We start from the raw sequence: 22,373 nt of genomic DNA on the forward strand, positions 1-22,373 counted from the left end.
GTGGTCAACGTTGGGGTTCGCTGCGCTCACCCCAACCTACGCTGCCGGCAATAACGAAAAGGCCACGCCCGGCGACGGGCGTGGCCTTTTTCTTTGCCGCGGCGGAAAGCTCAGCGGAAGCGGTCGGTCGCCTCCAGCAACTCATGCGCGATCCCCGGCTCCAGCGCCGAATGCCCCGCGTCCGCCACCACGCGCAAGTCCGCCTCCGGCCACGCACGATGCAGGTCCCACGCGCTGCGCATCGGGCACACCACGTCGTAGCGGCCCTGCACGATCACCGCGGGAATCTTGCGGATGCGCTCGACGTTGCGCAGCAGCTGGTCGTCGTGCTCGAAGAAACCGCCGTGCACGAAGTAATGGCATTCGATGCGCGCGAAGGCCAGCGCGAATTCGTCCTCGCCGCTGGATTCGATATGCGCCGGGTCCTGGTACAGATGGCTGGTGGCCGCTTCCCACACCGACCAGGCGCGCGCCGCTTCCACGCGCACCTTCGGATCGGTGCTGGTCAGGCGGCGGTGATACGCGCTCATCAGGTCGCCGCGCTCGGCTTCGGGAATCGCTTCCAGATAGCTTTCCCATGCATCCGGGAACAGCGCGTCGCAGCCCTTCTGGTAGAACCACTCCAGCTCCCAGCGCCGCAGCATGAAGATGCCGCGCAGCACCAGCTCGGTGACCTTGTCCGGATGCGTCTGCGCATAGGCCAGCGCCAGCGTCGAACCCCAGGAGCCGCCGAACACCTGCCAGCGATCGATGCCCAGATGCTCGCGGATGCGCTCGATATCGGCCACCAGATGCCAGGTGGTGTTGTCGGTCAGCTCAGCATGCGGCGTGGACTTGCCGCAGCCGCGCTGGTCGAACAGCACGATGCGGTAGGCCTTCGGATCGAAGAAACGGCGGTAGTTCGGATTGATGCCGCCGCCGGGGCCGCCATGCAGGAACACCACCGGCTTGCCGTTCGGATTGCCGCACTGCTCGTAGTGCAGGGTGTGCAGGTCCGACACCTTGAGCATGCCGCTGTCGAACGGCTCGATCTCGGGATACAGCTTGCGGCGTTGCTGGGTCATGCGGGCATCTCCGGCGATTCAAAGCGCCGAGGATACCGCAAGCCCCTAAAACAGCTTGCCGGGGTTGAGGATGCCGTTCGGATCGAACACCTGCTTCACGCCCCGCATCAGCGCGATTTCCGCCGCGCTGCGCGTGCTCTCCAGATACGGCTTCTTCACCAGGCCGATGCCGTGTTCGGCCGAGATGCTGCCGCCATGCCGCTTGAGCGCTTCGGCCAGCAGCTTGGTCACCTGCTCGCACTGGGCGATGAATTCGGCATCGGCCAGGCCTTCGGGCTTGAGCACGTTGATATGCAGGTTGCCGTCGCCGATATGGCCGAACCACACCACCTCGAAGTGCGGATAGGCCTGCCCCAGCAGGGCCTGGATCTCGTCCAGGAAGGCCGGCAGCGCGCCGATGCGCAGGGAGATGTCGTTCTTGTACGGCTTGTGCGGCGCCAGGCTTTCGGTGATGCCTTCGCGCAGGCGCCACAGCGCGGCGGCCTGGGCTTCGCTTTGCGCGATCGCGCCGTCGGCGATCCAGCCCTCGTTGACGCCGTGCTCGAACGCGGCCAGGGCGGCGTCCTGCGCGGCTTCGTCGGCGGCGTCGAATTCGGTGACCACGTAGAACGGATGCTCGCCGTCGAGCGCGCGCTGCGCGCCGTGCGCCAGCACGTGGCGCAGGGCGACGTCGGTGAAGAATTCGAAAGCCTGCAGCTTCAGGCGCGCGCGGAACAGCGCGAACACCTGCATCAGCGCGGCCATGTCCGGCAGCGCCAGCAGCATCACCTGCGAAGGCGGCGGCGGCTCGGCCAGGCGCAGGGTGGCTTCCACCACGATGCCCAGCGTGCCCTCGGAGCCGATGGTGAGATGGCGCAGGTCGTAGCCGCTGGAGTTCTTGATCAGGCCGCGATTGAGTTCGAGCAGTTCGCCGTTGCCGGCGATCACCTTGAGGCCCGCGATCCATTCGCGCGTATTGCCGTAGCGGATCACCCGGATGCCGCCGGCATTGGTGGCGATGTTGCCGCCGATGGAGCAGGAGCCGCGCGCGGCGAAGTCGACCGGATAGATCAGCCCATGCGTGCGCGCGGCGTCGTGCACGGCCTGCAGCGCGATGCCGGCCTGCACGGTGAGGGTGCGGTCGATCGGCTCGAAGCCGAGCACGCGGTTCATGCGCTCCAGGCTCAGCACCAGCTCGCCGTTGGCTGCCACCGCCCCGCCGGAAAGGCCAGTGCGCCCGCCCGAGGGCACCAGGGCCACGCCATGCTCGTTGGCCCAGCGCACCACGGCCTGGGCCTCCTCCACCGTGGCCGGCAGGGCGATGGCCAGCGGGGCCGGCGTCCAGCGGCGGGTCCAGTCGCGGCCGTAGTGCTCCAGGTCGGCCGGCTCCGTGAGCAGGCGCAGTTCGGGCAGGCGGGCGGCCAGTTGGGCCAGGGCGGGAGCGGGTGCGGTCATGGCGACTCCGTAAGCGAGTCGCCCAGCCTGCCAGCCGCAGCCGTTGCGGTCCAGTGCTGCGCTGCCGCATAGTGCCGCTTTGCCCACCTTCATCCAGACACGCCCGGCGGCCCATGAAAACCTCGTATCCGAAAGCAGACATCAAGGTCCTCCTGCTCGAAGGCGTCAGCCAGAGCGCTGTAGATGTGTTCCGCCGCGCCGGCTACAGCCAGATCGAATTCCACGAGAAGTCGCTGCCGGAAGCGGAACTGAAAGCGCGCATCGCCGAGGCGCATATCGTCGGCATCCGTTCGCGCAGCCATCTGACCGCCGACGTGCTGGAACACGCGCGCCGGCTGATCGCGGTGGGCTGCTTCTGCATCGGCACCAACCAGGTGGACCTGGAAGCCGCGCGCGTGCAGGGCGTGCCGGTGTTCAACGCGCCCTACTCCAATACGCGCAGCGTGGCCGAGCTGGTGATCGCCGAGGCGATCATGCTGTTGCGCGGCATCCCGCAGAAGAATGCGCTGTGCCATCGCGGCGGCTGGACCAAGTCCGCGGCGGGCAGCTTCGAAGCGCGCGACAAGGTGCTGGGCATCGTCGGCTACGGCCATATCGGCACCCAGATCGGCGTGCTGGCCGAGTCGCTGGGCATGCGCGTGATCTTCCACGACATCGAGACCAAGCTGTCGCTGGGCAACGCGCGCGCCGCCGGCAGCCTGGACGACCTGCTGGAACGCGCCGACGTGGTGACCCTGCACGTGCCGGAAACGCCGGCGACCAAACTGATGATCGGCGCCACGGAGCTTGCCAAGATGCGCAAGGGCTCGGTGCTGATCAATGCCTCGCGCGGCACCGTGGTGGACATCGACGCGCTCGCCGCCGCGCTGCGCAGCGGCCATATCGCCGGCGCCGCGGTGGACGTGTTCCCGCTGGAACCCAAGGGCAACGACGATCCGTTCGTGTCGCCGCTGGTGGGCATGGACAACGTGATCCTCACCCCGCATATCGGCGGCAGCACGCTCGAAGCGCAGGACAATATCGGCATCGAGGTGGCGAGCAAGCTGGTGCGCTACAGCGACAACGGGTCCACTCTGTCGGCGGTGAACTTCCCCGAAGTGACCTTGCCGGAGCATCCGAACAGCCGCCGCCTGCTGCATATCCACCGCAACGTGCCGGGCGTGCTGTCGCGCATCAACGAACTGTTTTCCGCCGGCAACATCAATATCGACGCGCAGTTCCTGCAGACCGATCCACAGGTGGGCTATGTGGTGATCGACGTGTCGGCCGACGAAGCGCAGGCCGGCGCGCTGAAGGACCGGCTGGCGGAGATTCCGGGCACCTTGCGCAGCCGCGTGCTGTACTGACGCGCGGGCGTATCCCGCTGAACGGAAGACGCTCCGCCATACGCGTCTTTCACCGCCCGCCGGGTAAACGAAAAGGACCCCGTGGAAGGATGCGCGCGCCATGAGCAAGGTCTTCCTGCCGGACCGGATGATCGAGATCGGCATCGACACGCCCGGTCCGCCGGACGTACTGCAACCGCGCACCGTGCCCCTGCCCGAACCGACGCGCGACGAAGTGCTGGTGCGGGTGCAGGCGGCGGGCGTGAACCGTCCCGACGTGATCCAGCGCCAGGGCCGCTATCCGATGCCGCCGGGCGCGCATCCCACGCCGGGGCTGGAGATTGCCGGCGAGATCGTGGCGCTGGGAGCCGACGTGCAGGGCTTCGCCCTCGGCGACCGCGTGTGCGGGCTGACCAACGGCGGCGGCTACGCCGAATACTGCGTGCTGCCCGCGGGGCAGGCCCTGCCGATTCCCGACGGCATCGATTCGATCCACGCCGCGGCCATTCCGGAAACCTTCTTCACCGTGTGGGCCAACCTGTTCCGCATCGGCCGCGCGGTGCCGGGCGAGCGGGTGCTGATCCATGGCGGCACCAGCGGCATCGGCACCACCGCGCTGATGCTGTGCCGCGAGTTCGGCATCGCCGCCTTCGCCACCGCCGGCAGCGAGCACAAGTGCGCGGTGGTGCGGCATCTGGGCGCCGAGGCGATCAACTATCACGAAGAGAACTTCGCGCTGGCGGTGCTGAGCAAGACCGACGGGCATGGTGCCGATGTGATCCTGGACATCATGGGCGGCTCGTATTTCGAGCGGAACCTGGCCGCCCTGGCGCGCGACGGGCGGCTGGTGGTGATCGGCTTCCTGGGCGGCATCCACGCGGAACAGATCGACCTGCAGGCGCTGGTGCTCAAGCGCGCCACCGTCACCGGCTCCACCATGCGTGCGCGCAGCGGCGCGGAGAAAGCCGAGATCGCCAACGACCTGCGCGCGCATGTGTGGCCGGTGCTGGCCGCCGGCCGCTGCCTGCCGATGGTGCACGAGGTGTTTCCGCTGGCGCGCGCGGCGGATGCGCACCGGCTGATGGAGAGCGGCGAGCACGTCGGCAAGATCGTGTTGAAGGTGGCTTAGTCCAGCATGGCGTGCAGCAGCGCCAGCCAGCCCGCGGGGGCCGCGAACGCCAGGTACAGCGCCAGCCCCTGCCCCGCCATCACGCACGGCAGGCCGATCGCATAGGCACGGTGGATGCGGCCTTCGACGATGAGATCCCTCAGCAGGCCCAGCCCGATCAGCACGTCCACGTAGGCGTACCAGGTATTGGCCGGCACCAGGGCGCGCGGGAAACGCGCGAACGCGGCCACGGTCAGTGCGCAGGTGGCGATCAGCATCAGCCGGCGGTGGAAGTCCGGCTGACGCCTCCAGCGCACCGCCAGGCCGAAGGCCAGCGCGAAGGTCAGCATGTCGTTGAAGGAGATGGCCAGGAAGGCGTCGTGCACCGGTCCCTGGCGCGCGTGCCACTGGCGCATCACCAGCGCAGTGGCCACGCCCAGCACCGGCAGCACCGTGCCCAGGCCCGCGCCGAACAGACCCAGCCGCCGGTGCAGGCGTACCGCGTGCCGACTCACCAACCCGGTCTGGATGAGGAACAGCAGCACCCAGCCCGCGAACACCAGCACGTGGACGTGCAGGATCCACGGCAGCGGCTCCGCCCGATGCAGCAGCCGCTCACCCAAGCCGCGGCCAAAGCCGTAGCCCACCACCAGCAGCACCAGCCAGGCTATGCCGAAGTAGAACCAGCGGTCCAGCGCGCGGCGCAGCCGGTCGAGCTGGCCGTCGCCGAAACCGGCCGGCACATGCGCGGGGATGGGAGCGAGTGTCTTCATGTAGCCTCTCGATTGGCGGGGATTCCCCGCACCCTCGCCAGGCGGCGCGTTCGAGTCCTGAAACGCGCCTGAAAAAGCCTTGAAGAACTCTGAAAGCGCATGGCGCGGCCGATCGCGAGCGGCATGCCACCCCAAGGAGACCGCGATGAAAGCCAGCTGCAGCCATCTCGACGGCATCCGCGACGTCACGCCCAGCGCCGCCGGATGCGAGGAATGCCTGAAGACCGGCAGCCCGTGGGTCCACCTGCGCATCTGCCGCAGCTGCGGCCACGTGGGCTGCTGCGACGACTCACCGAACCGGCACGCGACCAAGCATTACCGCGCGACGAGGCATCCCATCATCGAGGGCTACGATCCGCCGGAGGGCTGGGGCTGGTGCTATGTGGATGACGTGATGTTCGATCTCTCGGACCGGAAGACGGCGCATCCGGGGCCGATACCGCGTTACGTCGACGAGTAAAAGAAAAGGCGCCCAGTGGGCGCCGACACACCTAAAAAGAAAGGCGCCCAAGGGCGCCTTTCGAATCCATCACCGTAATTGGTCGGGGCGGCCGGATTCGAACCGACGACCCTTTGCCCCCCAGGCAAATGCGCTACCAGGCTGCGCTACGCCCCGACGCTACGGCAAGTGGGCAAGTCTAGCAGCTAGGGCAGGACTTGCGAAAGCTTGGCAGCCTGCGCACTCAGCGGCGCAGCAGGCTCAGCACTTCTTCCAGCTCCATGCGCACCTGGCGCACGATCTGGTGCGAAATGCTCGACTCCATGCGCGCCTGCGGGCCTTCCAGCCGGGCGCGGGCGCCGGTGATGGTGAAGCCTTCGTCGTACAGCAGGGCACGGATCTGCCGGATCATCAGCACGTCGTGGCGCTGGTAGTAGCGGCGGTTGCCGCGGCGCTTGACCGGGTTGAGCGCGGGGAATTCCTGTTCCCAGTACCGCAGCACGTGCGGCTTCACGCCACACAGCTCGCTGACCTCACCGATGGTGAAGTAGCGCTTGGCCGGGATGGCCGGGAGCTCGGTGTTATTCCCTTGGTCCAGCATAGCTCTCCACTCTCACCTTGAGTTTCTGCCCCGGCCGGAACGTCACCACGCGGCGGGCGGAGATCGGGATCTCCTCGCCGGTCTTGGGGTTGCGTCCCGGGCGCTGGTTCTTCTGCCGCAGGTCGAAATTGCCGAACCCCGACAGCTTCACCTGCTCGCCCTTTTCCAGCGCTTCGCGGACCACCTCGAAATAGGCGTCCACGAATTCTTTCGCCTCACGCTTGTTGAGGCCCACCTCGAGAAAGAGGCGCTCGGCCATCTCCGCCTTGGTCAGCGCCATGTCATCCTCGCCATCTTGCCTTGCATGAAGTCTCCAACGCAGCGAACGCCTCGCGCACGAAGCGGTCTGCGTCGTCGTCAGTAAGCGTGCGTGAAGCGTCCTGCAAAATCAAGCCCATAGCGAGACTCTTTCGGCCAGTCTCGACGCCTTTGCCGGCGTAGCGGTCGAACAGGCGCAGCTCTGCGAGCGCCCCGCCGACGGCCGCGCGGACGCTCTGCTCGACCTGCGCCCAGCTCACTTCCTCGGGCAGGTCCACGGCGATATCGCGACGCACCGAAGGGAAGCGCGGTACCGACGCGGCCTTGGGCAGGCGGCGGGCGAGCAGCGGTTCCAGGGCCAGTTCCAGCACGTGCACGTCCGGCCCCAGGTCCAGCGCCTTGGCCAGCTGCGGATGCAGCGCGCCGAGGTAGCCGACGGTCTGGCCGTCGCGCGCGACGCGGGCGCCGCGCCCCGGATGCAGCCAGCCCGGCAGGCCGTCGGCATGCACCGACCAGCGCTGCGGCTCGCCGCCCCAGGCGACGATGGCGTCGAGTTCGCCCTTGAGATCGTGGAAATCCAGCGGCCGGCTCGCCTCGCCCCACTGTTCCGCGCGGGCGGAGCCGCAGGCGGCGATGGCCAGGCTGGGCGTCTCCACCGGCGGGTCGCCGGCGGCGAACACGCGCGCCACTTCGAACAGGCGCACCCGCTCCTGCTGGCGCGCGCGGTTGTGGCGCAGCGCTTCGATCAGGCCCGGCAGCAGCGAGGGACGCATCACCGCCAGGTCGGCCGAAAGCGGATTGGCCAGTGGCACCAGCCGCTCCGTCATGCCCCAGCGCTGCAGCACGTCGCTGCCGATAAAGGCCAGGCTGACCGCCTCGTAGTAGCCGCGCGCCGCCAGCTGCTCGCGCAGGGCCAGCTCGCCCAGGCGCGCTTCCGGCTCGACCGCCAGGGTCAGCGCGCCGGCGGGCGTGTGGGTCGGGATGTTTTCGTAGCCGTGGATGCGCGCGACCTCTTCGATCAGGTCCTCTTCGCGCTCGATGTCGAAACGGCGGCTGGGCGCGGTGACGCGCCAGCCGTCGGCCTGCGGCTCCACCTGCATGCCGAGCGCGGTGAAGATGCGGGCGACTTCGTCGTCGGCCACGGTCAGCCCGAGCACCCGCCCCAGCCGGGCACGGCGCAGCAGAATCGGCTGCGGCGCGCGCAGATGTTCCGGCAAGGTGACGTCGATCAGTGGCCCGGCCACGCCGCCGGCGATGTCGAGAATCAACCGGGTCGCGTACTCGACCGCGACGCCCGGCAACTGCGGATCGACGCCGCGCTCGAAACGATGCCCGGCATCCGTATGCATGCCCAGCTTGCGGCTGCGGCCGATGATCGCCGAGGGAATCCAGTGCGCCGCCTCGAGGAACACGCTGCGGGTCGCCTCCGTGACGCGCGTGTCCTGGCCGCCCATGATGCCGCCGAGCGCCACCGCCCGCGCGGCCCTGCCGCCGCGGCTGTCGGATACCACCAGGAAATCGTCGTCCAGCTCGACCGTGCGGCCATCCAGCAGGGCCAGCGGCTCGCCCGCGCGCGCCGGGCGCACCACGATCTCGCCCTCCAGCTTGGCCTTGTCGAACGCATGCATCGGCTGGCCGAGTTCCAGCATGACGTACTGCGTGACATCCACCAGGAAGCTGATCGGACGCAGGCCGCTGCGGCGCAGCCGCTCGGCCATCCATACCGGGGTCGGGACCGACGCGTCGACGTTATCGATGACGCGCCCCGCGAAACGCGGAACGCGCTCACCCGCTTCGAGCACGACCTTCATCGCGGCATCGCTCTGGGCCGGCACGGGCCTGGCATCGAGTTCGATCACCCCTCCGTTCAGCGCGGCCGCCACATCGAAGGCAATGCCGCGCACGCTGAAGCAGTCGGCGCGGTTGGGCGTGAGCTTGATCTCGATGGTGGCGTCCGGCAGACCCAGATAGGTGGCCAGCGGCGTACCCACCGGCGCATCGGCGGGAAGTTCGAGCAAGCCCGACGCGTCTGGATCGATGTCCAGCTCCTTGGCCGAGCACAACATGCCGAACGACTCCACCCCACGCAGCTTCGCTGCCTTGATCGCGATGCCGCCGGGCAGCTGCGCGCCGACCATCGCCAGCGGGGCGACCAGACCGGCGCGCGCATTCGGCGCGCCACAGACGATCTGGACGATGCCGTTGCCGGTGTCGACCTCGCACACCTGCAGGCGGTCGGCCTCGGGATGTTTCTGCGCGCTGACGATGCGCGCGACGATCACGCCATCCAGCGATTCACCCAGCGCGGCGACGTCCTCGACTTCCAGGCCGATCGCCGTCAGCGTCGCCGCGAGCTCGTCGCGCGATGCGTTCGTCGGCACATGGTGACGCAACCAGTTTTCCGAAAATTTCATGCGTATCGGTTCCCGCGGCGATTAGGCGAATTGCTTGAGGAAGCGCAGATCGTTCTCGAAGAACGCGCGCAGGTCGGACACGCCGTAGCGCAGCATGGCGAAGCGCTCCACGCCCAGGCCGAAGGCGAAACCGGTGTAGCGCTCCGGGTCGATGCCGCAGTTCTTCAGCACGTTCGGATGCACCATGCCGCAGCCCAGCACTTCCAGCCAGCGGGTGGAGCCGTCCTCGGCGTCCCAGCGGATGTCCACTTCGGCCGAGGGCTCGGTGAAGGGGAAGTAGCTGGGGCGGAAGCGCATCTCGAAATCGCGCTCGAAGAAGGCGCGGATGAATTCGGCCAGGGTGCCTTTGAGGTCGGCGAAGCTGGAGGTCTCGTCGACCAGCAGGCCTTCGATCTGGTGGAACATCGGCGAATGGGTCTGGTCCGAATCGCTGCGATAGACCTTGCCCGGCGCGATCACGCGGATCGGCGGCTGGCGCCCCTGCATCGAACGGATCTGCACCGGCGAGGTATGCGTGCGCAGCAGGCGCCCGTCGCCGAAATAGAAGGTGTCGTGCATGGCGCGCGCCGGATGGTGCGGCGGGAAGTTCAGCGCCTCGAAGTTGTGCCAGTCGTCCTCGATCTCCGGACCGTCGGCGCGCTGGTAGCCCAGCCGGCCGAAAATCGCCGAAATGCGCTCCAGCGCACGGGTGATCGGGTGGATGCCGCCGTGCTCGCCGTCGCGGCCCGGCAGGGTGATGTCGAGCTTCTCGGAGGCCAGGCGGCGGTCGAGCTCGGCCTGCTCCAGCAGCTGCTTGCGCGCGCCGAGGGCGTCGGCGAGGCGCTCCTTGATGCGGTTGACCTCGGCGCCGCGCGCCTTCTTTTCTTCCGGCGGCAGCGCGCCCAGGGTCTTCAGCGCGGCGGTGACGATGCCGCTCTTGCCCAGCAGGCCCACGCGCAGCGCTTCGAGCGCATCGAGCGTGTCGGCGGCTGCGATCTCGGCCTGGGCTTGCGCGGCCCGGGTGTCCAGGTCGTCCATCGGTGCGGTTCCTGTGTTTGCGGCTGGGGCTGGCCCAAAACAAAACGGGGAGGAGGCGTTTAGGCCTCCTCCCCGCTTGATTCACATCATATCGTCAGTGCGCGCTAGCGCCGGACGATCAAGCGGCCAGACTGGCCTTCGCCTTTTCCGCGATGGCCCCAAAAGCCTTGATGTCGTGCACGGCGATGTCCGCCAGGACCTTGCGGTCGACGGTGATGCCGGCCTTGCTCAGGCCATTGATCAGGCGGCTGTAGGACAGGCCGAACTGACGGGCGGCAGCGTTGATACGCACGATCCACAGGGCGCGGAACTGGCGCTTCTTCTGCTTGCGGCCGATATAGGCGTACTGACCGGCCTTGATGACGGCCTGGTTAGCTACGCGGAAGACCTTGCGACGGGCGTTGTAGTAGCCCTTCGCGCGGCCGATGATCTTCTTGTGACGACGACGGGCGGTAACGCCACGCTTTACACGAGCCATGGTTCAGTCCTCCGCCTTAGACGTACGGCAACATGCGAGCGACGGCCTTCGTGTCGCAAGCTTTGACGTGATTGGTGGCGCGCAGGTTGCGCTTACGCTTGGTCGACTTCTTGGTCAGGATGTGCGACTTGAAGGCGTGACCGGCCTTGAACTTGCCGGAAGCGGTCTTGCGAAAACGCTTCGCCGCCGCCCGGTTGGTCTTGATCTTGGGCATGGAAATGCTCCGTATCTCGGTTTCTGACTGATCTGGCGGCAACCCGGGGGGCTGCGCTTTCCGTCCTGCCACGATCGGTTCACGACCCGTCCTGGTGGGTCGAACCGGCGATTGTACGGGGATCGGGGGCGGTTTGCCAGTGGTGCGGCGCAGCGGGCTTCCGGCCCCGACCGGGCCAGGAAACGCAAACGGCGGCCCAGGGCCGCCGCTGCGGGAGATCGGACCCGGGCTTACTTCTTCTTCGGGCCGATCATCATGACCATCTGGCGGCCTTCCAGGCGGGGGAAGGACTCCACCACGCCGTTCTCGCCGACGTCTTCCTGGATCTTCTTGGCCAGGTTCTGGCCCAGGTCCTGGTGCGACATTTCGCGGCCGCGGAAGCGGATGGTGACCTTGACCTTGTCGCCCTCCTCCAGGAAGCGAAGCATGTTGCGCAGCTTGATCTGGTAGTCGCCCACGTCCGTGACCGGACGGAACTTCACTTCCTTGATCTCGACCTGCTTCTGCTTCTTCTTGGCCGCCTGGGCCTTCTTCTGGGCTTCGAACTTGAACTTGCCGTAATCCATGATGCGGCAGACCGGCGGGTCGCCGTTGGGCTGGATCTCGACCAGGTCCATCCCGGCCTCTTCAGCCAAGCGCAAGGCCTCGTCACGCGTGAGGATGCCCAGCTGCTCCGAATCCGCACCGATCACGCGTACGCGCGGGACGCGGATCTCATGGTTGCGGCGATTGCCCTTATTGTCGGTGGTAGCGATACCACTATCCTCCAGAAGAATTGTCGATTGGCCGGGCGGCGGTCAGCGCCGCGTCTCGGCCTCCAGGCGCTCGATGAAGGCGGCCAGCGGCATGCTGCCCAGGTCTTCACCGGCACGGGTACGCACGGAAACAGCCCCCGATTCCTTCTCACGGTCACCGACCACGAGCAGGTACGGGACCTTTTGCAACGTATGTTCGCGGATTTTATAACCGACCTTTTCGTTGCGCAAATCCGCCTTGACTCTGAAACCTTTCTCGACAAGGGCTTGCGTGATTTCGCGCACGTAGCCGGCCTGGGCGTCGGTAATGCTGAACACCTGGGCCTGGACCGGGGCCAGCCAGGGCGGCAGGTGGCCGGCGTGGTGCTCGATCAGGATGCCGATGAAGCGCTCCATCGAGCCCACGATGGCCCGGTGCAGCATCACCGGGTGGCGGCGCTGGCTGTGCTCGTCCACGTACTCGGCGCCCAGGCGCTCGGGCATCATGAAATCGACCTGCATGGTGCCGACCTGCCAGCCGCGGCCGATCGAGTCCTTCATGTGGTACTCGATCTTGGGGCCGTAGAAGGCGCCCTCGCCCGGCAGCTCCTGCCATTCCACGCCGGCCGAGCGCAGGGCCGCGCGCAGGGCGTCCTCGGCACGGTCCCACACGGCGTCGGTGCCGATGCGCTTGTCCGGGCGCAGGGCGATCTTGAGCGCGATGTCCTCGAAGCCGAAGTCCCCGTACACCTTCATGGCCTGCTGGTGGAAGGCCGTGACCTCGGATTCGATCTGATCTTCCGTGCAGAAGATATGGCCGTCGTCCTGCGTGAAGGCGCGCACGCGCATGATCCCGTGCAGCGCGCCGGAGGGCTCGTTACGGTGGCAGCCGCCGAATTCGCCGTAGCGCACCGGCAGGTCGCGGTAGCTGTGCAGGCTGGTGTTGAAGATCTGCACGTGGCCCGGGCAGTTCATCGGCTTGAGCGCGTAGGTGCGCTTCTCCGACTCGGTGAAGAACATGTTTTCCTGGTAGTTGTCCCAGTGGCCGGACTTCTTCCACAGGCTCACGTCCATGATCTGCGGGCCGCGCACTTCCTGGTAGCCGCTGGAGCGGTACACGCCGCGCACGTACTGCTCCACCGCCTGCCAGATGGCCCAGCCGTTGGGATGCCAGAACACCATGCCGGGCGCTTCTTCCTGCTGGTGGAACAGGTCCAGCGCCTTGCCGATCTTGCGGTGGTCGCGCTTCTCGGCTTCTTCCAGCTGGTGCAGGTAGGCCTTCAGGTCCTTGTCGTTGAGCCAGGACGTGCCGTACACGCGCGTCAGCATCGCGTTGTTGGAATCGCCGCGCCAATAGGCGCCGGCCACCTTCATCAGCTTGAACGCGCGCAGCTTGCCGGTGTTGGGCACGTGCGGGCCGCGGCACAGGTCGGTGAATTCGCCCTGCGTGTACAGCGAGAGTTCCTCGTTGGCGGGAATGCTCTCGATGATCTCGGCCTTGTATTCCTCGCCGATGCCGCGGAAGAACGACACCGCGTCGTCGCGCGACTTCACGCTGCGCGTCACCGGCAGCGCTTCCTGCACGATCTTGTGCATCTCTTCTTCGATCTTGGCCAGGTCGTCCGGCGTGAAGGGACGCTCGTAGGCGAAGTCGTAATAGAAGCCGTTGTCGATCACCGGGCCGATGGTGACCTGCGCGCCGGGATACAGGCGCTGCACGGCCTGGGCCAGCAGGTGGGCGGTGGAATGGCGCAGGATGTCCAGCGCCTCGGGGCTTTTCTCGGTGACGATCTCGAGGCGGGCGTCATGCTCGATGGGGAAGCCGGCGTCGACCAGCTTGCCGTCCACCTTGCCGGCCAGGGTGGCCTTGGCCAGGCCGGCGCCGATGGAGGCAGCCACGTCCTGCACCGTGACGGGGTGGTCGAAGGGGCGCTTGCTGCCGTCGGGTAGCGTGATTTCGATCATGGGAAACACCTGTGCAGTGCCCGATCAACGGGCGTGCTTTATTTGAAGAGTCCGGCCATGGATGGCCGGTTTTGCCTTTGCCCGCCCGGACGGCGGGCAAAAATAAAGAGCGCCACGGCGCCCTTTGTGGATTCACAAGGCGTGGCGGGATTCAGAGTTGGCGCTGGGTAGTTGCCATGTCGCACACTCGGCCGGCACTTTTGGCGCGGGCCACCTTGGTTTCCGTTCGATAGGAAGGACGAAACGCTAGTTTAGCGCCGTTCCTGTGTCAATTCAGCGCCGATAGAATTTGTGGGCATCTTTTTCAGAGTAAAGCCCATGCGCATCCTGGTCACCGGCACCGCCGGCTTCGTCGGCTCCGCCCTCGCCGAGCGCCTGCTCGCCCGCGGCGACGAGGTGTACGGCATCGACAACCACAACGACTACTACGACCCGGCTCTGAAAGAAGCCCGCCTGGCCCGCTTCGCCGCGCATCCGGCCTACACGCACCTGCGCGCCGACCTCGCGGACGGCGAAGCCATCGAGCAGGCCTTCGCCACCTTCCAGCCGCAGCGCGTGGTGAACCTGGCCGCCCAGGCCGGCGTGCGCTATTCGCTGAAGAACCCGCAGTCGTACGTGCGCAGCAACCTGGTCGGCTTCACCCACATCCTCGAGGCCTGCCGGCATCACGGCGTGGAGCATCTGGTCTACGCCTCGTCCAGCTCGGTCTACGGCGCCAACCGCAAGCTGCCGTTCTCGGTGGAAGACCCGGTCGACCATCCGGTCAGCCTGTATGCCGCCAGCAAGAAAGCCAACGAGCTGATGGCGCACACCTACAGCCACCTGTTCGGCCTGCCCACCACCGGCCTGCGCTTCTTCACCGTCTACGGCCCCTGGGGCCGGCCGGACATGTCGCCGATGCTGTTCGCCGACCGCATCAGCCGCGGCGAGCCGATCGACGTGTTCAACTTCGGCAACCACAGCCGCGACTTCACCTATATCGACGACATCGTCGAAGGCGTGATCCGCACGCTGGACCACGTCGCCCAGCCCGACCCGGCCTACGACGCGGAGCAACCGAATCCCGGCAGCTCGTCGGCGCCCTATCGCGTCTACAACATCGGCAACGACCAGCCCGTGCAGCTGCTGCGCTTTATCGAGCTGATGGAACAGAACCTCGGCCGCAGCGTGGAAAAACGCCTGCTGCCGATGCAGCCCGGCGACGTGCCGGACACCTGGGCGGATGTCTCCGCGCTGCGCCGCGACGTGGGCTATGCGCCGAACACGTCGATCGAAGAAGGCGTGCGCCGCTTCGTCGCGTGGTACCGCCAATACCACGGGCTCGCCTGAGCCCACGGTATCGGCGCGGCATCAGAACGGCTTGGCGATCACCAGGAAGATGATCAGCAGCAGCACCAGCACCGGCAGCTCGTTCATGATGCGCAGCGTTTTCGCGCTGGGCAGCGCGCCGCCCTTGGCGCTGCGCTTCACCAGCCGGCCGTTCCACACGTAATAGGCCAGCAGCAGCGCCACCAGGGTCAGCTTGGCGTACAGCCATTCGGCATGGCCGAAATTCGGCAGCGTGCCGGGAAACAGCCGCCAGCCCTGCCACAGCGTGGCGCCGAACAGCAGCGCCATGCCGAACATGTTGTGGCCGAAGCGGTACAGCCGCAGGCCCATCAGTTCCAGCCGCGCCTTCACCGCGGATTCGTTGCCGGCCTCGGCGATGTTCACCAGGATCCGCGGCAGATAGAAGATCGAGGCCACCCAGGCCATCACGAACAGCAGGTGCAGGCTCTTGATCCACAGATAGGCCATGACGGACTCCCGGTTCTAAAACAGAAAAGGCGCGAGCTTTTGATCGCGCCGTTTTTTAGCGGTAAATGCGGAACGGTACAAGTGAAAGTGGCGAGACGTCCGTCAGGCAGGCGTGAGCACGACTTCCTTGCGCGAGGAAATACGCCTCCCCCAGTTCATGCCGGGCTGTTCGATCACGCGGTAAGTCACGCTCGCGATCGCCACGATGACGGCCAGCGAAATCAGCAGGCAGACGAAGCAAGCGGCCGCCTCGTGCCCCGGCAACCTCGCATAGACTCAGTTGTACAGCCCCACCCTGCCGAACTTGAAGAGCACGGTGGGATGCACGAGGTAGATGCTGAAACTGATCTTGCTGAGATAGCGCGTGAGCGGGTTCGACAGCAGGCGCGAAGGATGCAGCGCCATCGCCAGGCACAGCACGCCGAAGGGAATACCCCACAGCATGGTCCCAGGCGGGGCGCAGCCCGCGCACCCAGAAGAACATGTAGATGGTGCTGCTGGCATACAGGGTATAGATGGCCGCCAGCCCGAATGCACACAGCGCCCAGCAGATCATCCTGGCGTGCCTGGCATCCACGTGCCGCACGATCACGCGCTGGACATTGAAGAACGCCATGCCCCAGATGAAATAGGGCAGCTGCGACACCGCATTGTGGTAGACGAAGCTGGGATACACGCTTTCCATCGACTTCAGGTCGATGGTCACTAACGTCGAAAGCAGGATCGACACGGCCAGCACGAACAGCGTCCGGTAGAGATTGCTGCACGCCAGCAGGCTGAGCGGGAAGATCACGTAGAACAGCATCTCCACGCCGATCATCCATGAAGCGGGCACGATGCCTTCCGTGAGGTGCGGCACCAGTCGGCGGCACCGGCGCAATCGACGCACCCATGCGCGCCATCGAGTCGAGCGTCCCGGATGGACGAGCGGCAGGCCCGGCCTGCCCCGCCGGCGGACGGGCAAAGAAAAAGCCGGAACCCCAGGAGAGCCAAGCTCTTGAGAATTCCGGCTTTTGAAGATGGTGGGCGGTACAAGGATCGAACTTGTGACCCCTTCCATGTCAAGGAAGTGCTCTACCGCTGAGCTAACCGCCCACAGTCGCGCCGCAGGACGGCGCGAGCCGCGTAGCATACACGAGCCCCCGGGCAGCCACAACTGCCGCCGTCTTTCCCCGGAATTCAGCGCAGGGCCTTCTCGCGCAGTTGGTGGATCTGGTCGCGCAGGCGGGCGGCGTCCTCGAACTCCAGGTTCTCGGCGTGCTTGTACATCTGCGCCTCCAGCTTCTTGATCATGGCGCTGGCCTGGTCGGCGCTGAGCGCCTTGTAGTCCGCGCCCTGCTCCGCCACCGCGGCGGCCTTCGCGCCCTTGGCGCCGCGGCCGCGGGTGGGCACCGCGCTGCGCGCGCCTTCCATGATGTCGGCGATGCGGCGCACCACCGACTGCGGCACGATGCCGTGCTCCTCGTTGTAGGCCACCTGCTTCTCGCGGCGGCGCGCCGTCTCGTCCATCGCCACCTGCATGGAGCGGGTGATGTTATCGGCATAGAGGATGGCCTTGCCGCGCACGTTGCGCGCGGCGCGGCCGATGGTCTGGATCAGCGAGCCGCTGGAACGCAGGAAGCCTTCCTTGTCGGCATCCAGGATCGCCACCAGCGAAACCTCGGGCATGTCCAGGCCTTCGCGCAGCAGGTTGATGCCGACCAGCACGTCGAATTCGCCCAGGCGCAGGTCGCGGATGATTTCCACGCGCTCCACCGTTTCGATGTCCGAGTGCAGGTAGCGCACCTTGATCTTGTGCTCGCTCAGGTACTCGGTGAGGTTCTCGGCCATGCGCTTGGTCAGCGTGGTGACCAGCACGCGGTCGCCCATCGCCACGCGTTCGTGGATCTGGCCCAGCAGGTCGTCCACCTGGGTGCGCACCGGGCGCACTTCCACTTCCGGGTCGATCAGGCCGGTCGGGCGCACCACCAGTTCCACCAGCGAGGAGTCGTCGGACTTGCCCAGCTCGTACTTGCCGGGCGTGGCCGACACATAGATGGTGCGCGGCGCGCGGCGCTCCCATTCCTCGAAACGCAGCGGACGGTTGTCCATCGCCGAGGGCAGGCGGAAACCGAATTCCACCAGGGTTTCCTTACGCGAGCGGTCGCCTTTGTACATGGCGCCGAGCTGCGGGATGGTCACGTGCGATTCGTCGACCACCAGCAGCGCATCCGCCGGCAGGTAATCGAACAGCGTCGGCGGCGGCTCGCCGGGGCCGCGGCGGGTGAGATGGCGCGAGTAGTTCTCGATGCCCTGGCAGTAGCCGACCTCGGCCATCATCTCCAGGTCGAAACGCGTGCGCTGATCCAGGCGCTGCGCCTCGACCAGCTTGTTTTCCTTGTACAGGTATTCCAGGCGGTCCTTCAGCTCGACCTTGACGGTCTCGATCGCATTCAACACGCTCTCGCGCGTGCTGGCGTAATGCGTACGCGGGTAGACCGTGTAGCGCGGCACCTTGCGGATGGTCTCGCCGGTGAGCGGGTCGAACAGCGCAAGGTTTTCCACCTCGCCGTCGAACAGCTCGATGCGCAGTGCTTCGGTTTCCGATTCGGCCGGAAACACGTCGATGATCTCGCCGCGCACGCGGTAGGTGCCGCGACGCAGTTCCAGCTCGTTGCGGGTGTACTGCAGCTCGGTGAGCTGGCGGATCAGCGCGCGCTGATCGATGCGCTCGCCGCGCGCCAGGATCAGCCGCAGCGACAGGTAATCCTCCGGATCGCCCAGGCCGTAGATCGCCGACACGGTGGCCACGATCAGCGAGTCCTTGCGCGACAGCAGCGCCTTGGTCGCGGCCAGGCGCATCTGCTCGATATGGTCGTTGATCGAGGCGTCCTTCTCGATGAAGGTGTCGGACGCGACCACGTAGGCTTCCGGCTGGTAGTAGTCGTAGTAGCTGACGAAGTACTCCACCGCGTTGTGCGGGAAGAACTCCTTGAATTCGCCGTAGAGCTGCGCGGCCAGCGTCTTGTTGTGCGCCATGACGATGGTCGGGCGCTGCACCTGCTGGATCACGTTGGCGATGGTGAAGGTCTTGCCGGAGCCGGTCACGCCCAGCAGGGTCTGCGAGGCGAGACCCGCGTCGAAGCCTTCCACCAGGCGCTGGATGGCCTGGGGCTGGTCGCCGGCGGGCTGGTAGGGGGAGACGAGTTCGAAACGGTCGGTCATGGCAGTCACATGCGGTCGTTTCCGGACATTTTAAATTGCTTCTGCTGACAGGGTTTGTCAGCAGGCTCTGACGGGGTGTGGCGTGAAGGGCCGGCAGGCAGGGCCCGGCCGGCGGCCTAGCATGGATGTGGTTTCCATGGAGTTGCGCGCGTGCCAGCCCCGTCCCCAAGCCATCTGCCGCCGCGTGGCGTGACGCTGATCGAGCAGCTGTTCGTGCTCGCGGTCGCCGCCATCCTGGCCTGCATCGGCCTGCCCTCGCTGCGGCGCCTGCGGGCCAGCACCGAATTGCGCAGCGCGCAGACCGAGCTGATCGCCCTGCTCAACCATGCCAGGGCGCTGGCCGTGCAGACCGGCCGGGTCGCGCTCGCCTGCCCCACCCGCGATGGCGACCGGTGCAGCGACGAAGCCGGCTGGGATGGAGGCTGGCTGGTCGGATTGCGTGGAGACCGGCCTGGGCAGCTCGAAGGGCCGCCGAGAATCCGGCGTGCCAGCCCTTCGAGCCAGCTGAGCATCCGCAGCCCGCAAGGCCGCCGCAGCGTGCAGTTCCAGGCCGATGGCTCGGCGGGCGGCAGCAATATCACCTTACTGATCTGCCACCGTGGTATCGACAGCCGGGCGTTGAGCGTGAAGGTGTCGAATGCCGGGCGCGTGCGTGGCGACAAAGCCACGCCGTCCGAGTTACGCCAGTGCGTCGGTACCTGAAGCCGCCCGCGCTACTTGCCGCGGGTCAGCGGCAGCACGTTCTCACGCAGCAGCTTGTACTCGGCGTCCACCACTTCCTGGTTCGGATCATGCCCGGAGTGCTCCAGCAGCACCCAGCCCTTGTCCGGCGCGCTGATCGACTCGTAATAGCGGCGCGCCATTTCCGGTGGCGCCAGCAGATCGTGCGCGCCTTCGATGAAGTACACCGGGATGGCGAAGTCCGTGCCCAGCTTGGGCAGGTCGACCTGCGACAGCATGCCGTCGCCGTGCATGCCGACGAAGTTGAGGAAGGAGTAGTCCTCGCCGGCTTCGTAATCCGCTTCCGCCTTGGGCGTGGTGTAGGCCGGCGCGCGATGCCAGCTGTCCGGTGGCGGCAGCGTGACCTTCGCTTCGTACTTGCGAATGACCCGGCGCACTTTTCCGAAGCTGCGCGGATCGCTCCATGGAGGCGTTCCGACTTGTTCGAGTACGGCCAGTGATTCCTTGTCGTTCGCGCTCGTCGCCAGTGCGAGCAGCTTCTTGTAGCTCTCGTCCTGGGTTTCCACGGAATTGACGACCTGGGACGTGCCCACATAGGCGTAGAACAATTCCGGATGCGCCTTGGCCATATGCACGGCGAGGATCGAACCCCACGAACTGCCCCACAGAATGACCTTCCGCTTGCCGTAGCGCTTGGCGAGGTACGCGGCCAGCTCGTTGCCGTCCTGGGCCATGCGCTCGATGCTGAGCTTCTCGTCCGGCGCCGGAGGACTGCGCCCATACGTCATGCCGGAACCACGCTGATCCCACTGCACGACGATGAAGTCGCGCTGCCCGGCACCGTAGACGCTATCGGAAATACCGCTGAGCGGATTGCCCGGACCGCCACTGATGAAGAGCAGCACCGGACTGGCGCAGCTATCTCCCTTCGCCGTCACCCACTGCTCGATGCCGCCGATGACGACGAAGCCTTCGTCGTCGACCTTGCCTGGCTTGCCCTTGCACGAAGGCGAAACGCTCACCTTCTGCTGCAAGCCCTCGCCCGCCACCTCGGCACAACCCGCCTGCGGCACCCACGCCAACACCGCCAGCCCCAGGGCCAGCGCACTCCACTTCGTCATCGTCTACTTCCCCTGTAATGGCTGATGTGCCAGCTCAGCGGGAATATACCGTGCGGGGCAAGGCACGCGCGGCGCACCGGGGCATCAGCGCGAGCCAAGCCAGAGCTTGTTTGGACCTGTCGATCGCAGACAAAAACAAAGGGCCGCGATTGCTCGCGGCCCTTTGCGGTATATGGCGCCCGATGTTGGACTCGAACCAACGACCCCCTGATTAACAGTCAAGTGCTCTAACCGGCTGAGCTAATCGGGCGGGGTGAGTCGCGTAGTTTGAAGTCAGCTGTCCGGGCTGTCAAGCCTGACAGCCCGGCGCCGGAAACTTCCTGTTCTTACTTGGTGAGCACGCGATAGCACGGCACGTAGGCCGCGCCGCCGGGCAGCTTCATGCGGTGCTGTACGACGAAGGCCTGCAGCAGTTCGTCCAGCGCGCGCATGATGTCGGCTTCGCCGTCGATGTCGAAGGGGCCATGCTGTTCGATCGCGCGCACGCCCTCCTCCTTCACGTTGCCGGCGACGATGCCCGAGAAGGCGCGGCGCAGGTCGGCGGCCAGTTCGTGGCGCGGGCGGTCGCGGTGGATGGCCAGGCCGCGCATCGCCTCGTGGGTGGGGCGGAACGGGATCTGGAACGAGTACGGGATGCTCAGCGCCCAGTTGAAGAAGAACGCGTCCTTGTTGTCCAGGCGGTGGTTACGCACTTTGTCGATGCCGCGCACCATGGCGTGCGCCACGGCGGCCGGGTTGTCGACGATGATCTGGTAGTGCTGCGCCACGCTGTCGCCCAGCGTGAGGCGGAGGAACTTGTCGATCTGCTCGAAATACGCAGCCGACTGGCGCGGGCCGGTGAACACCAGCGGGAACGGAATGCCGGCGTTGTCCGGATGCAGCAGGATGCCCAGCAGGTAGAGGATTTCCTCCGCCGTGCCCACGCCGCCCGGGAACACGATGATGCCGTGGCCGATGCGGACGAAGGCCTCCAGGCGCTTCTCGATGTCCGGCATGATCACCAGGTTGTTGACGATCGGGTTCGGCGATTCGGCCGCGATGATGCCCGGCTCGGTCACGCCGATATAGCGGTTGCCGCGGCGGCGCTGCTTGGCGTGCGCGATGGTGGCGCCCTTCATCGGGCCCTTCATGGCGCCCGGGCCGCAGCCGGTGCAGATGTCCAGGCCGCGCAGGCCGAGCTGGTAGCCCACCTGCTTGGTGTATTCGTACTCGTCGCGCGAGATCGAATGGCCGCCCCAGCACACCACCAGGTTCGGGTCGATCTGCGGCTTGAGGATGCGCGCGTTGCGCAGGATCTCGAACACCGCGTGGGTGATGCCCACGGTGTCGTCCAGGTCGAAGCCGCCCTGCTCCAGCTGGGTGGACACGTAGACGATGTCGCGCACCACCGCCACCAGCAGCTCGTTGATGCCGCGGATGATCTGCCCGTCCACGAAGGCCTGGGCCGGAGCGTGCTGCAGCTCGATCTTGATGCCGCGGTCCTGCTGCAGCACCTGGATGTCGAAATCGGGGAACTGCTCGAACATCGAGCGCGGGTCGTCGCTGATGTTGCCCGAGGTCAGCACCGCCAGCGCGCAGCGGCGCAGCAGTGCGTGCATGCCCGAACCGCTGGCGTCGCGCAGGCGCGCCACCTCGTTGCGGGACAGGATGTCCAGGCCGCCGGCGGGCGAAATGCGCGCGCTGACGGTGGCCTGCTTGCCGGACTTGCCGGCCTGAACGTCGTTCATCGAATCTCCTTCGGCCGCG

Annotated in this window: 21 protein-coding genes and 3 tRNA genes; 5 read left to right on the forward strand and 19 right to left on the reverse strand. The window is 66.6% G+C overall.

Features of this window, described 5'->3' with window-relative positions; all coding sequences use genetic code 11:
- Positions 1-110 precede the first annotated feature (110 nt).
- The gene (gene pip / locus KK141_RS16280) at positions 111-1,064 is read right to left on the reverse strand and encodes a prolyl aminopeptidase (RefSeq protein WP_214572196.1); all 954 of its coding nucleotides are present in this window, start codon (positions 1,062-1,064) and stop codon (positions 111-113) included.
- 45 nt (positions 1,065-1,109) lie between these two features.
- A complete protein-coding gene (locus KK141_RS16285) occupies positions 1,110-2,498 on the reverse strand; it encodes an FAD-binding oxidoreductase (RefSeq protein WP_214572197.1) in 1,389 nt (462 codons plus the stop codon).
- Between the two features lie 113 nt (positions 2,499-2,611).
- On the opposite strand from KK141_RS16285, the gene serA reads away from it, so the two are divergent.
- Together serA and KK141_RS16295 are read left to right on the forward strand one after the other, a co-directional pair.
- Positions 2,612-3,844 (forward strand): phosphoglycerate dehydrogenase, encoded by a 1,233-nt coding sequence (serA, locus tag KK141_RS16290; protein ID WP_214572198.1) that lies wholly within the window; start codon positions 2,612-2,614, stop codon positions 3,842-3,844.
- 100 nt (positions 3,845-3,944) lie between these two features.
- Positions 3,945-4,952, forward strand: coding sequence for an NAD(P)H-quinone oxidoreductase (locus KK141_RS16295; RefSeq protein WP_250901814.1), 1,008 nt, complete (start codon positions 3,945-3,947; stop codon positions 4,950-4,952).
- Here KK141_RS16295 and KK141_RS16300 read toward each other — a convergent pair.
- A complete protein-coding gene (locus tag KK141_RS16300) occupies positions 4,949-5,704 on the reverse strand; it encodes a hypothetical protein (protein WP_214572199.1) in 756 nt (251 codons plus the stop codon). The two genes, KK141_RS16295 and KK141_RS16300, sit on opposite strands and share 4 nt — an antisense overlap.
- Positions 5,705-5,849: 145 nt before the next feature.
- Between KK141_RS16300 and KK141_RS16305 the strand changes: the two genes are divergently transcribed.
- Positions 5,850-6,164, forward strand: coding sequence for a UBP-type zinc finger domain-containing protein (locus KK141_RS16305; protein WP_214572200.1), 315 nt, complete (start codon positions 5,850-5,852; stop codon positions 6,162-6,164).
- Between the two features lie 79 nt (positions 6,165-6,243).
- Here the strand turns inward: KK141_RS16305 and KK141_RS16310 are convergent.
- From KK141_RS16310 to thrS, 9 genes are all read right to left on the reverse strand, one after another.
- A tRNA-Pro gene (locus KK141_RS16310) sits at positions 6,244-6,320 on the reverse strand.
- A gap of 67 nt (positions 6,321-6,387) precedes the next feature.
- Positions 6,388-6,744, reverse strand: a complete 357-nt coding sequence (locus tag KK141_RS16315; RefSeq protein WP_026635112.1) for a MerR family transcriptional regulator — start codon at positions 6,742-6,744, stop codon at positions 6,388-6,390.
- Positions 6,725-7,024 (reverse strand): integration host factor subunit alpha, encoded by a 300-nt coding sequence (gene ihfA, locus KK141_RS16320; protein ID WP_026635111.1) that lies wholly within the window; start codon positions 7,022-7,024, stop codon positions 6,725-6,727. Before ihfA ends, KK141_RS16315 begins: the two co-directional genes overlap by 20 nt.
- A gap of 1 nt (position 7,025) precedes the next feature.
- On the reverse strand, positions 7,026-9,416 hold the full coding sequence (gene pheT, locus KK141_RS16325) for a phenylalanine--tRNA ligase subunit beta (protein WP_214572201.1): 2,391 nt from the start codon (positions 9,414-9,416) through the stop codon (positions 7,026-7,028).
- A 21-nt stretch (positions 9,417-9,437) separates the two neighbouring features.
- On the reverse strand, positions 9,438-10,433 hold the full coding sequence (pheS, locus tag KK141_RS16330) for a phenylalanine--tRNA ligase subunit alpha (RefSeq protein ID WP_214572202.1): 996 nt from the start codon (positions 10,431-10,433) through the stop codon (positions 9,438-9,440).
- Between the two features lie 118 nt (positions 10,434-10,551).
- Positions 10,552-10,911 (reverse strand): 50S ribosomal protein L20, encoded by a 360-nt coding sequence (rplT, locus tag KK141_RS16335; RefSeq protein WP_026635108.1) that lies wholly within the window; start codon positions 10,909-10,911, stop codon positions 10,552-10,554.
- A gap of 16 nt (positions 10,912-10,927) precedes the next feature.
- Entirely contained in the window at positions 10,928-11,125 is a 198-nt protein-coding gene (rpmI, locus tag KK141_RS16340) for a 50S ribosomal protein L35 (RefSeq protein ID WP_167252195.1), read from the reverse strand.
- A 230-nt stretch (positions 11,126-11,355) separates the two neighbouring features.
- Entirely contained in the window at positions 11,356-11,880 is a 525-nt protein-coding gene (gene infC, locus KK141_RS16345; RefSeq protein WP_343203554.1) for a translation initiation factor IF-3, read from the reverse strand.
- 42 nt (positions 11,881-11,922) lie between these two features.
- The gene (gene thrS / locus KK141_RS16350) at positions 11,923-13,824 is read right to left on the reverse strand and encodes a threonine--tRNA ligase (protein WP_214572203.1); all 1,902 of its coding nucleotides are present in this window, start codon (positions 13,822-13,824) and stop codon (positions 11,923-11,925) included.
- A 318-nt stretch (positions 13,825-14,142) separates the two neighbouring features.
- Here thrS and KK141_RS16355 point away from each other — a divergent pair, with 318 nt between their 5' ends.
- Positions 14,143-15,153, forward strand: coding sequence for an NAD-dependent epimerase (locus tag KK141_RS16355; RefSeq protein WP_214572204.1), 1,011 nt, complete (start codon positions 14,143-14,145; stop codon positions 15,151-15,153).
- 21 nt (positions 15,154-15,174) lie between these two features.
- Here KK141_RS16355 and KK141_RS16360 read toward each other — a convergent pair whose 3' ends face one another.
- The 4 genes from KK141_RS16360 to uvrB form a co-directional block, all read right to left on the reverse strand.
- Complete coding sequence (locus tag KK141_RS16360) at positions 15,175-15,621, reverse strand: CopD family protein (protein WP_214572205.1); 447 nt, start codon at positions 15,619-15,621, stop codon at positions 15,175-15,177.
- A gap of 55 nt (positions 15,622-15,676) precedes the next feature.
- On the reverse strand, positions 15,677-16,456 hold the full coding sequence (locus KK141_RS16365) for a hypothetical protein (RefSeq protein ID WP_214572206.1): 780 nt from the start codon (positions 16,454-16,456) through the stop codon (positions 15,677-15,679).
- A gap of 185 nt (positions 16,457-16,641) precedes the next feature.
- A tRNA-Val gene (locus KK141_RS16370) sits at positions 16,642-16,716 on the reverse strand.
- A gap of 84 nt (positions 16,717-16,800) precedes the next feature.
- Positions 16,801-18,825: an excinuclease ABC subunit UvrB gene (gene uvrB, locus KK141_RS16375; protein WP_214572207.1), complete on the reverse strand. Its 2,025-nt coding sequence runs from the start codon at positions 18,823-18,825 to the stop codon at positions 16,801-16,803.
- Between the two features lie 189 nt (positions 18,826-19,014).
- On the opposite strand from uvrB, the gene KK141_RS16380 reads away from it, so the two are divergent.
- Positions 19,015-19,527: a GspH/FimT family pseudopilin gene (locus tag KK141_RS16380; protein WP_214572208.1), complete on the forward strand. Its 513-nt coding sequence runs from the start codon at positions 19,015-19,017 to the stop codon at positions 19,525-19,527.
- A gap of 11 nt (positions 19,528-19,538) precedes the next feature.
- Here KK141_RS16380 and KK141_RS16385 read toward each other — a convergent pair whose 3' ends face one another.
- From KK141_RS16385 to ppnN, 3 genes are all read right to left on the reverse strand, one after another.
- A complete protein-coding gene (locus KK141_RS16385; protein WP_214572209.1) occupies positions 19,539-20,627 on the reverse strand; it encodes an alpha/beta hydrolase in 1,089 nt (362 codons plus the stop codon).
- 173 nt (positions 20,628-20,800) lie between these two features.
- A tRNA-Asn gene (locus KK141_RS16390) sits at positions 20,801-20,877 on the reverse strand.
- Between the two features lie 76 nt (positions 20,878-20,953).
- Complete coding sequence (gene ppnN / locus KK141_RS16395) at positions 20,954-22,354, reverse strand: nucleotide 5'-monophosphate nucleosidase PpnN (RefSeq protein ID WP_214572210.1); 1,401 nt, start codon at positions 22,352-22,354, stop codon at positions 20,954-20,956.
- Positions 22,355-22,373 lie beyond the last annotated feature (19 nt).

Origin of the sequence: Dyella sp. LX-66 (assembly GCF_018599165.1) — a bacterium.
GTDB lineage: Bacteria > Pseudomonadota > Gammaproteobacteria > Xanthomonadales > Rhodanobacteraceae > Dyella_D > Dyella_D marensis.

Coding starts and splice junctions, on each gene's coding strand:
- pip (WP_214572196.1), bottom strand. CDS start 1,064: ATGACCCAGCAACGCCGCAAGCTGTATCCCGAGATCGAGCCGTTCGAC.
- KK141_RS16285 (WP_214572197.1), bottom strand. CDS start 2,498: ATGACCGCACCCGCTCCCGCCCTGGCCCAACTGGCCGCCCGCCTGCCC.
- serA (WP_214572198.1), top strand. CDS start 2,612: ATGAAAACCTCGTATCCGAAAGCAGACATCAAGGTCCTCCTGCTCGAA.
- KK141_RS16295 (WP_250901814.1), top strand. CDS start 3,945: ATGAGCAAGGTCTTCCTGCCGGACCGGATGATCGAGATCGGCATCGAC.
- KK141_RS16300 (WP_214572199.1), bottom strand. CDS start 5,704: ATGAAGACACTCGCTCCCATCCCCGCGCATGTGCCGGCCGGTTTCGGC.
- KK141_RS16305 (WP_214572200.1), top strand. CDS start 5,850: ATGAAAGCCAGCTGCAGCCATCTCGACGGCATCCGCGACGTCACGCCC.
- KK141_RS16315 (WP_026635112.1), bottom strand. CDS start 6,744: ATGCTGGACCAAGGGAATAACACCGAGCTCCCGGCCATCCCGGCCAAG.
- ihfA (WP_026635111.1), bottom strand. CDS start 7,024: ATGGCGCTGACCAAGGCGGAGATGGCCGAGCGCCTCTTTCTCGAGGTG.
- pheT (WP_214572201.1), bottom strand. CDS start 9,416: ATGAAATTTTCGGAAAACTGGTTGCGTCACCATGTGCCGACGAACGCA.
- pheS (WP_214572202.1), bottom strand. CDS start 10,433: ATGGACGACCTGGACACCCGGGCCGCGCAAGCCCAGGCCGAGATCGCA.
- rplT (WP_026635108.1), bottom strand. CDS start 10,911: ATGGCTCGTGTAAAGCGTGGCGTTACCGCCCGTCGTCGTCACAAGAAG.
- rpmI (WP_167252195.1), bottom strand. CDS start 11,125: ATGCCCAAGATCAAGACCAACCGGGCGGCGGCGAAGCGTTTTCGCAAG.
- thrS (WP_214572203.1), bottom strand. CDS start 13,824: ATGATCGAAATCACGCTACCCGACGGCAGCAAGCGCCCCTTCGACCAC.
- KK141_RS16355 (WP_214572204.1), top strand. CDS start 14,143: ATGCGCATCCTGGTCACCGGCACCGCCGGCTTCGTCGGCTCCGCCCTC.
- KK141_RS16360 (WP_214572205.1), bottom strand. CDS start 15,621: ATGGCCTATCTGTGGATCAAGAGCCTGCACCTGCTGTTCGTGATGGCC.
- uvrB (WP_214572207.1), bottom strand. CDS start 18,825: ATGACCGACCGTTTCGAACTCGTCTCCCCCTACCAGCCCGCCGGCGAC.
- KK141_RS16385 (WP_214572209.1), bottom strand. CDS start 20,627: ATGACGAAGTGGAGTGCGCTGGCCCTGGGGCTGGCGGTGTTGGCGTGG.
- ppnN (WP_214572210.1), bottom strand. CDS start 22,354: ATGAACGACGTTCAGGCCGGCAAGTCCGGCAAGCAGGCCACCGTCAGC.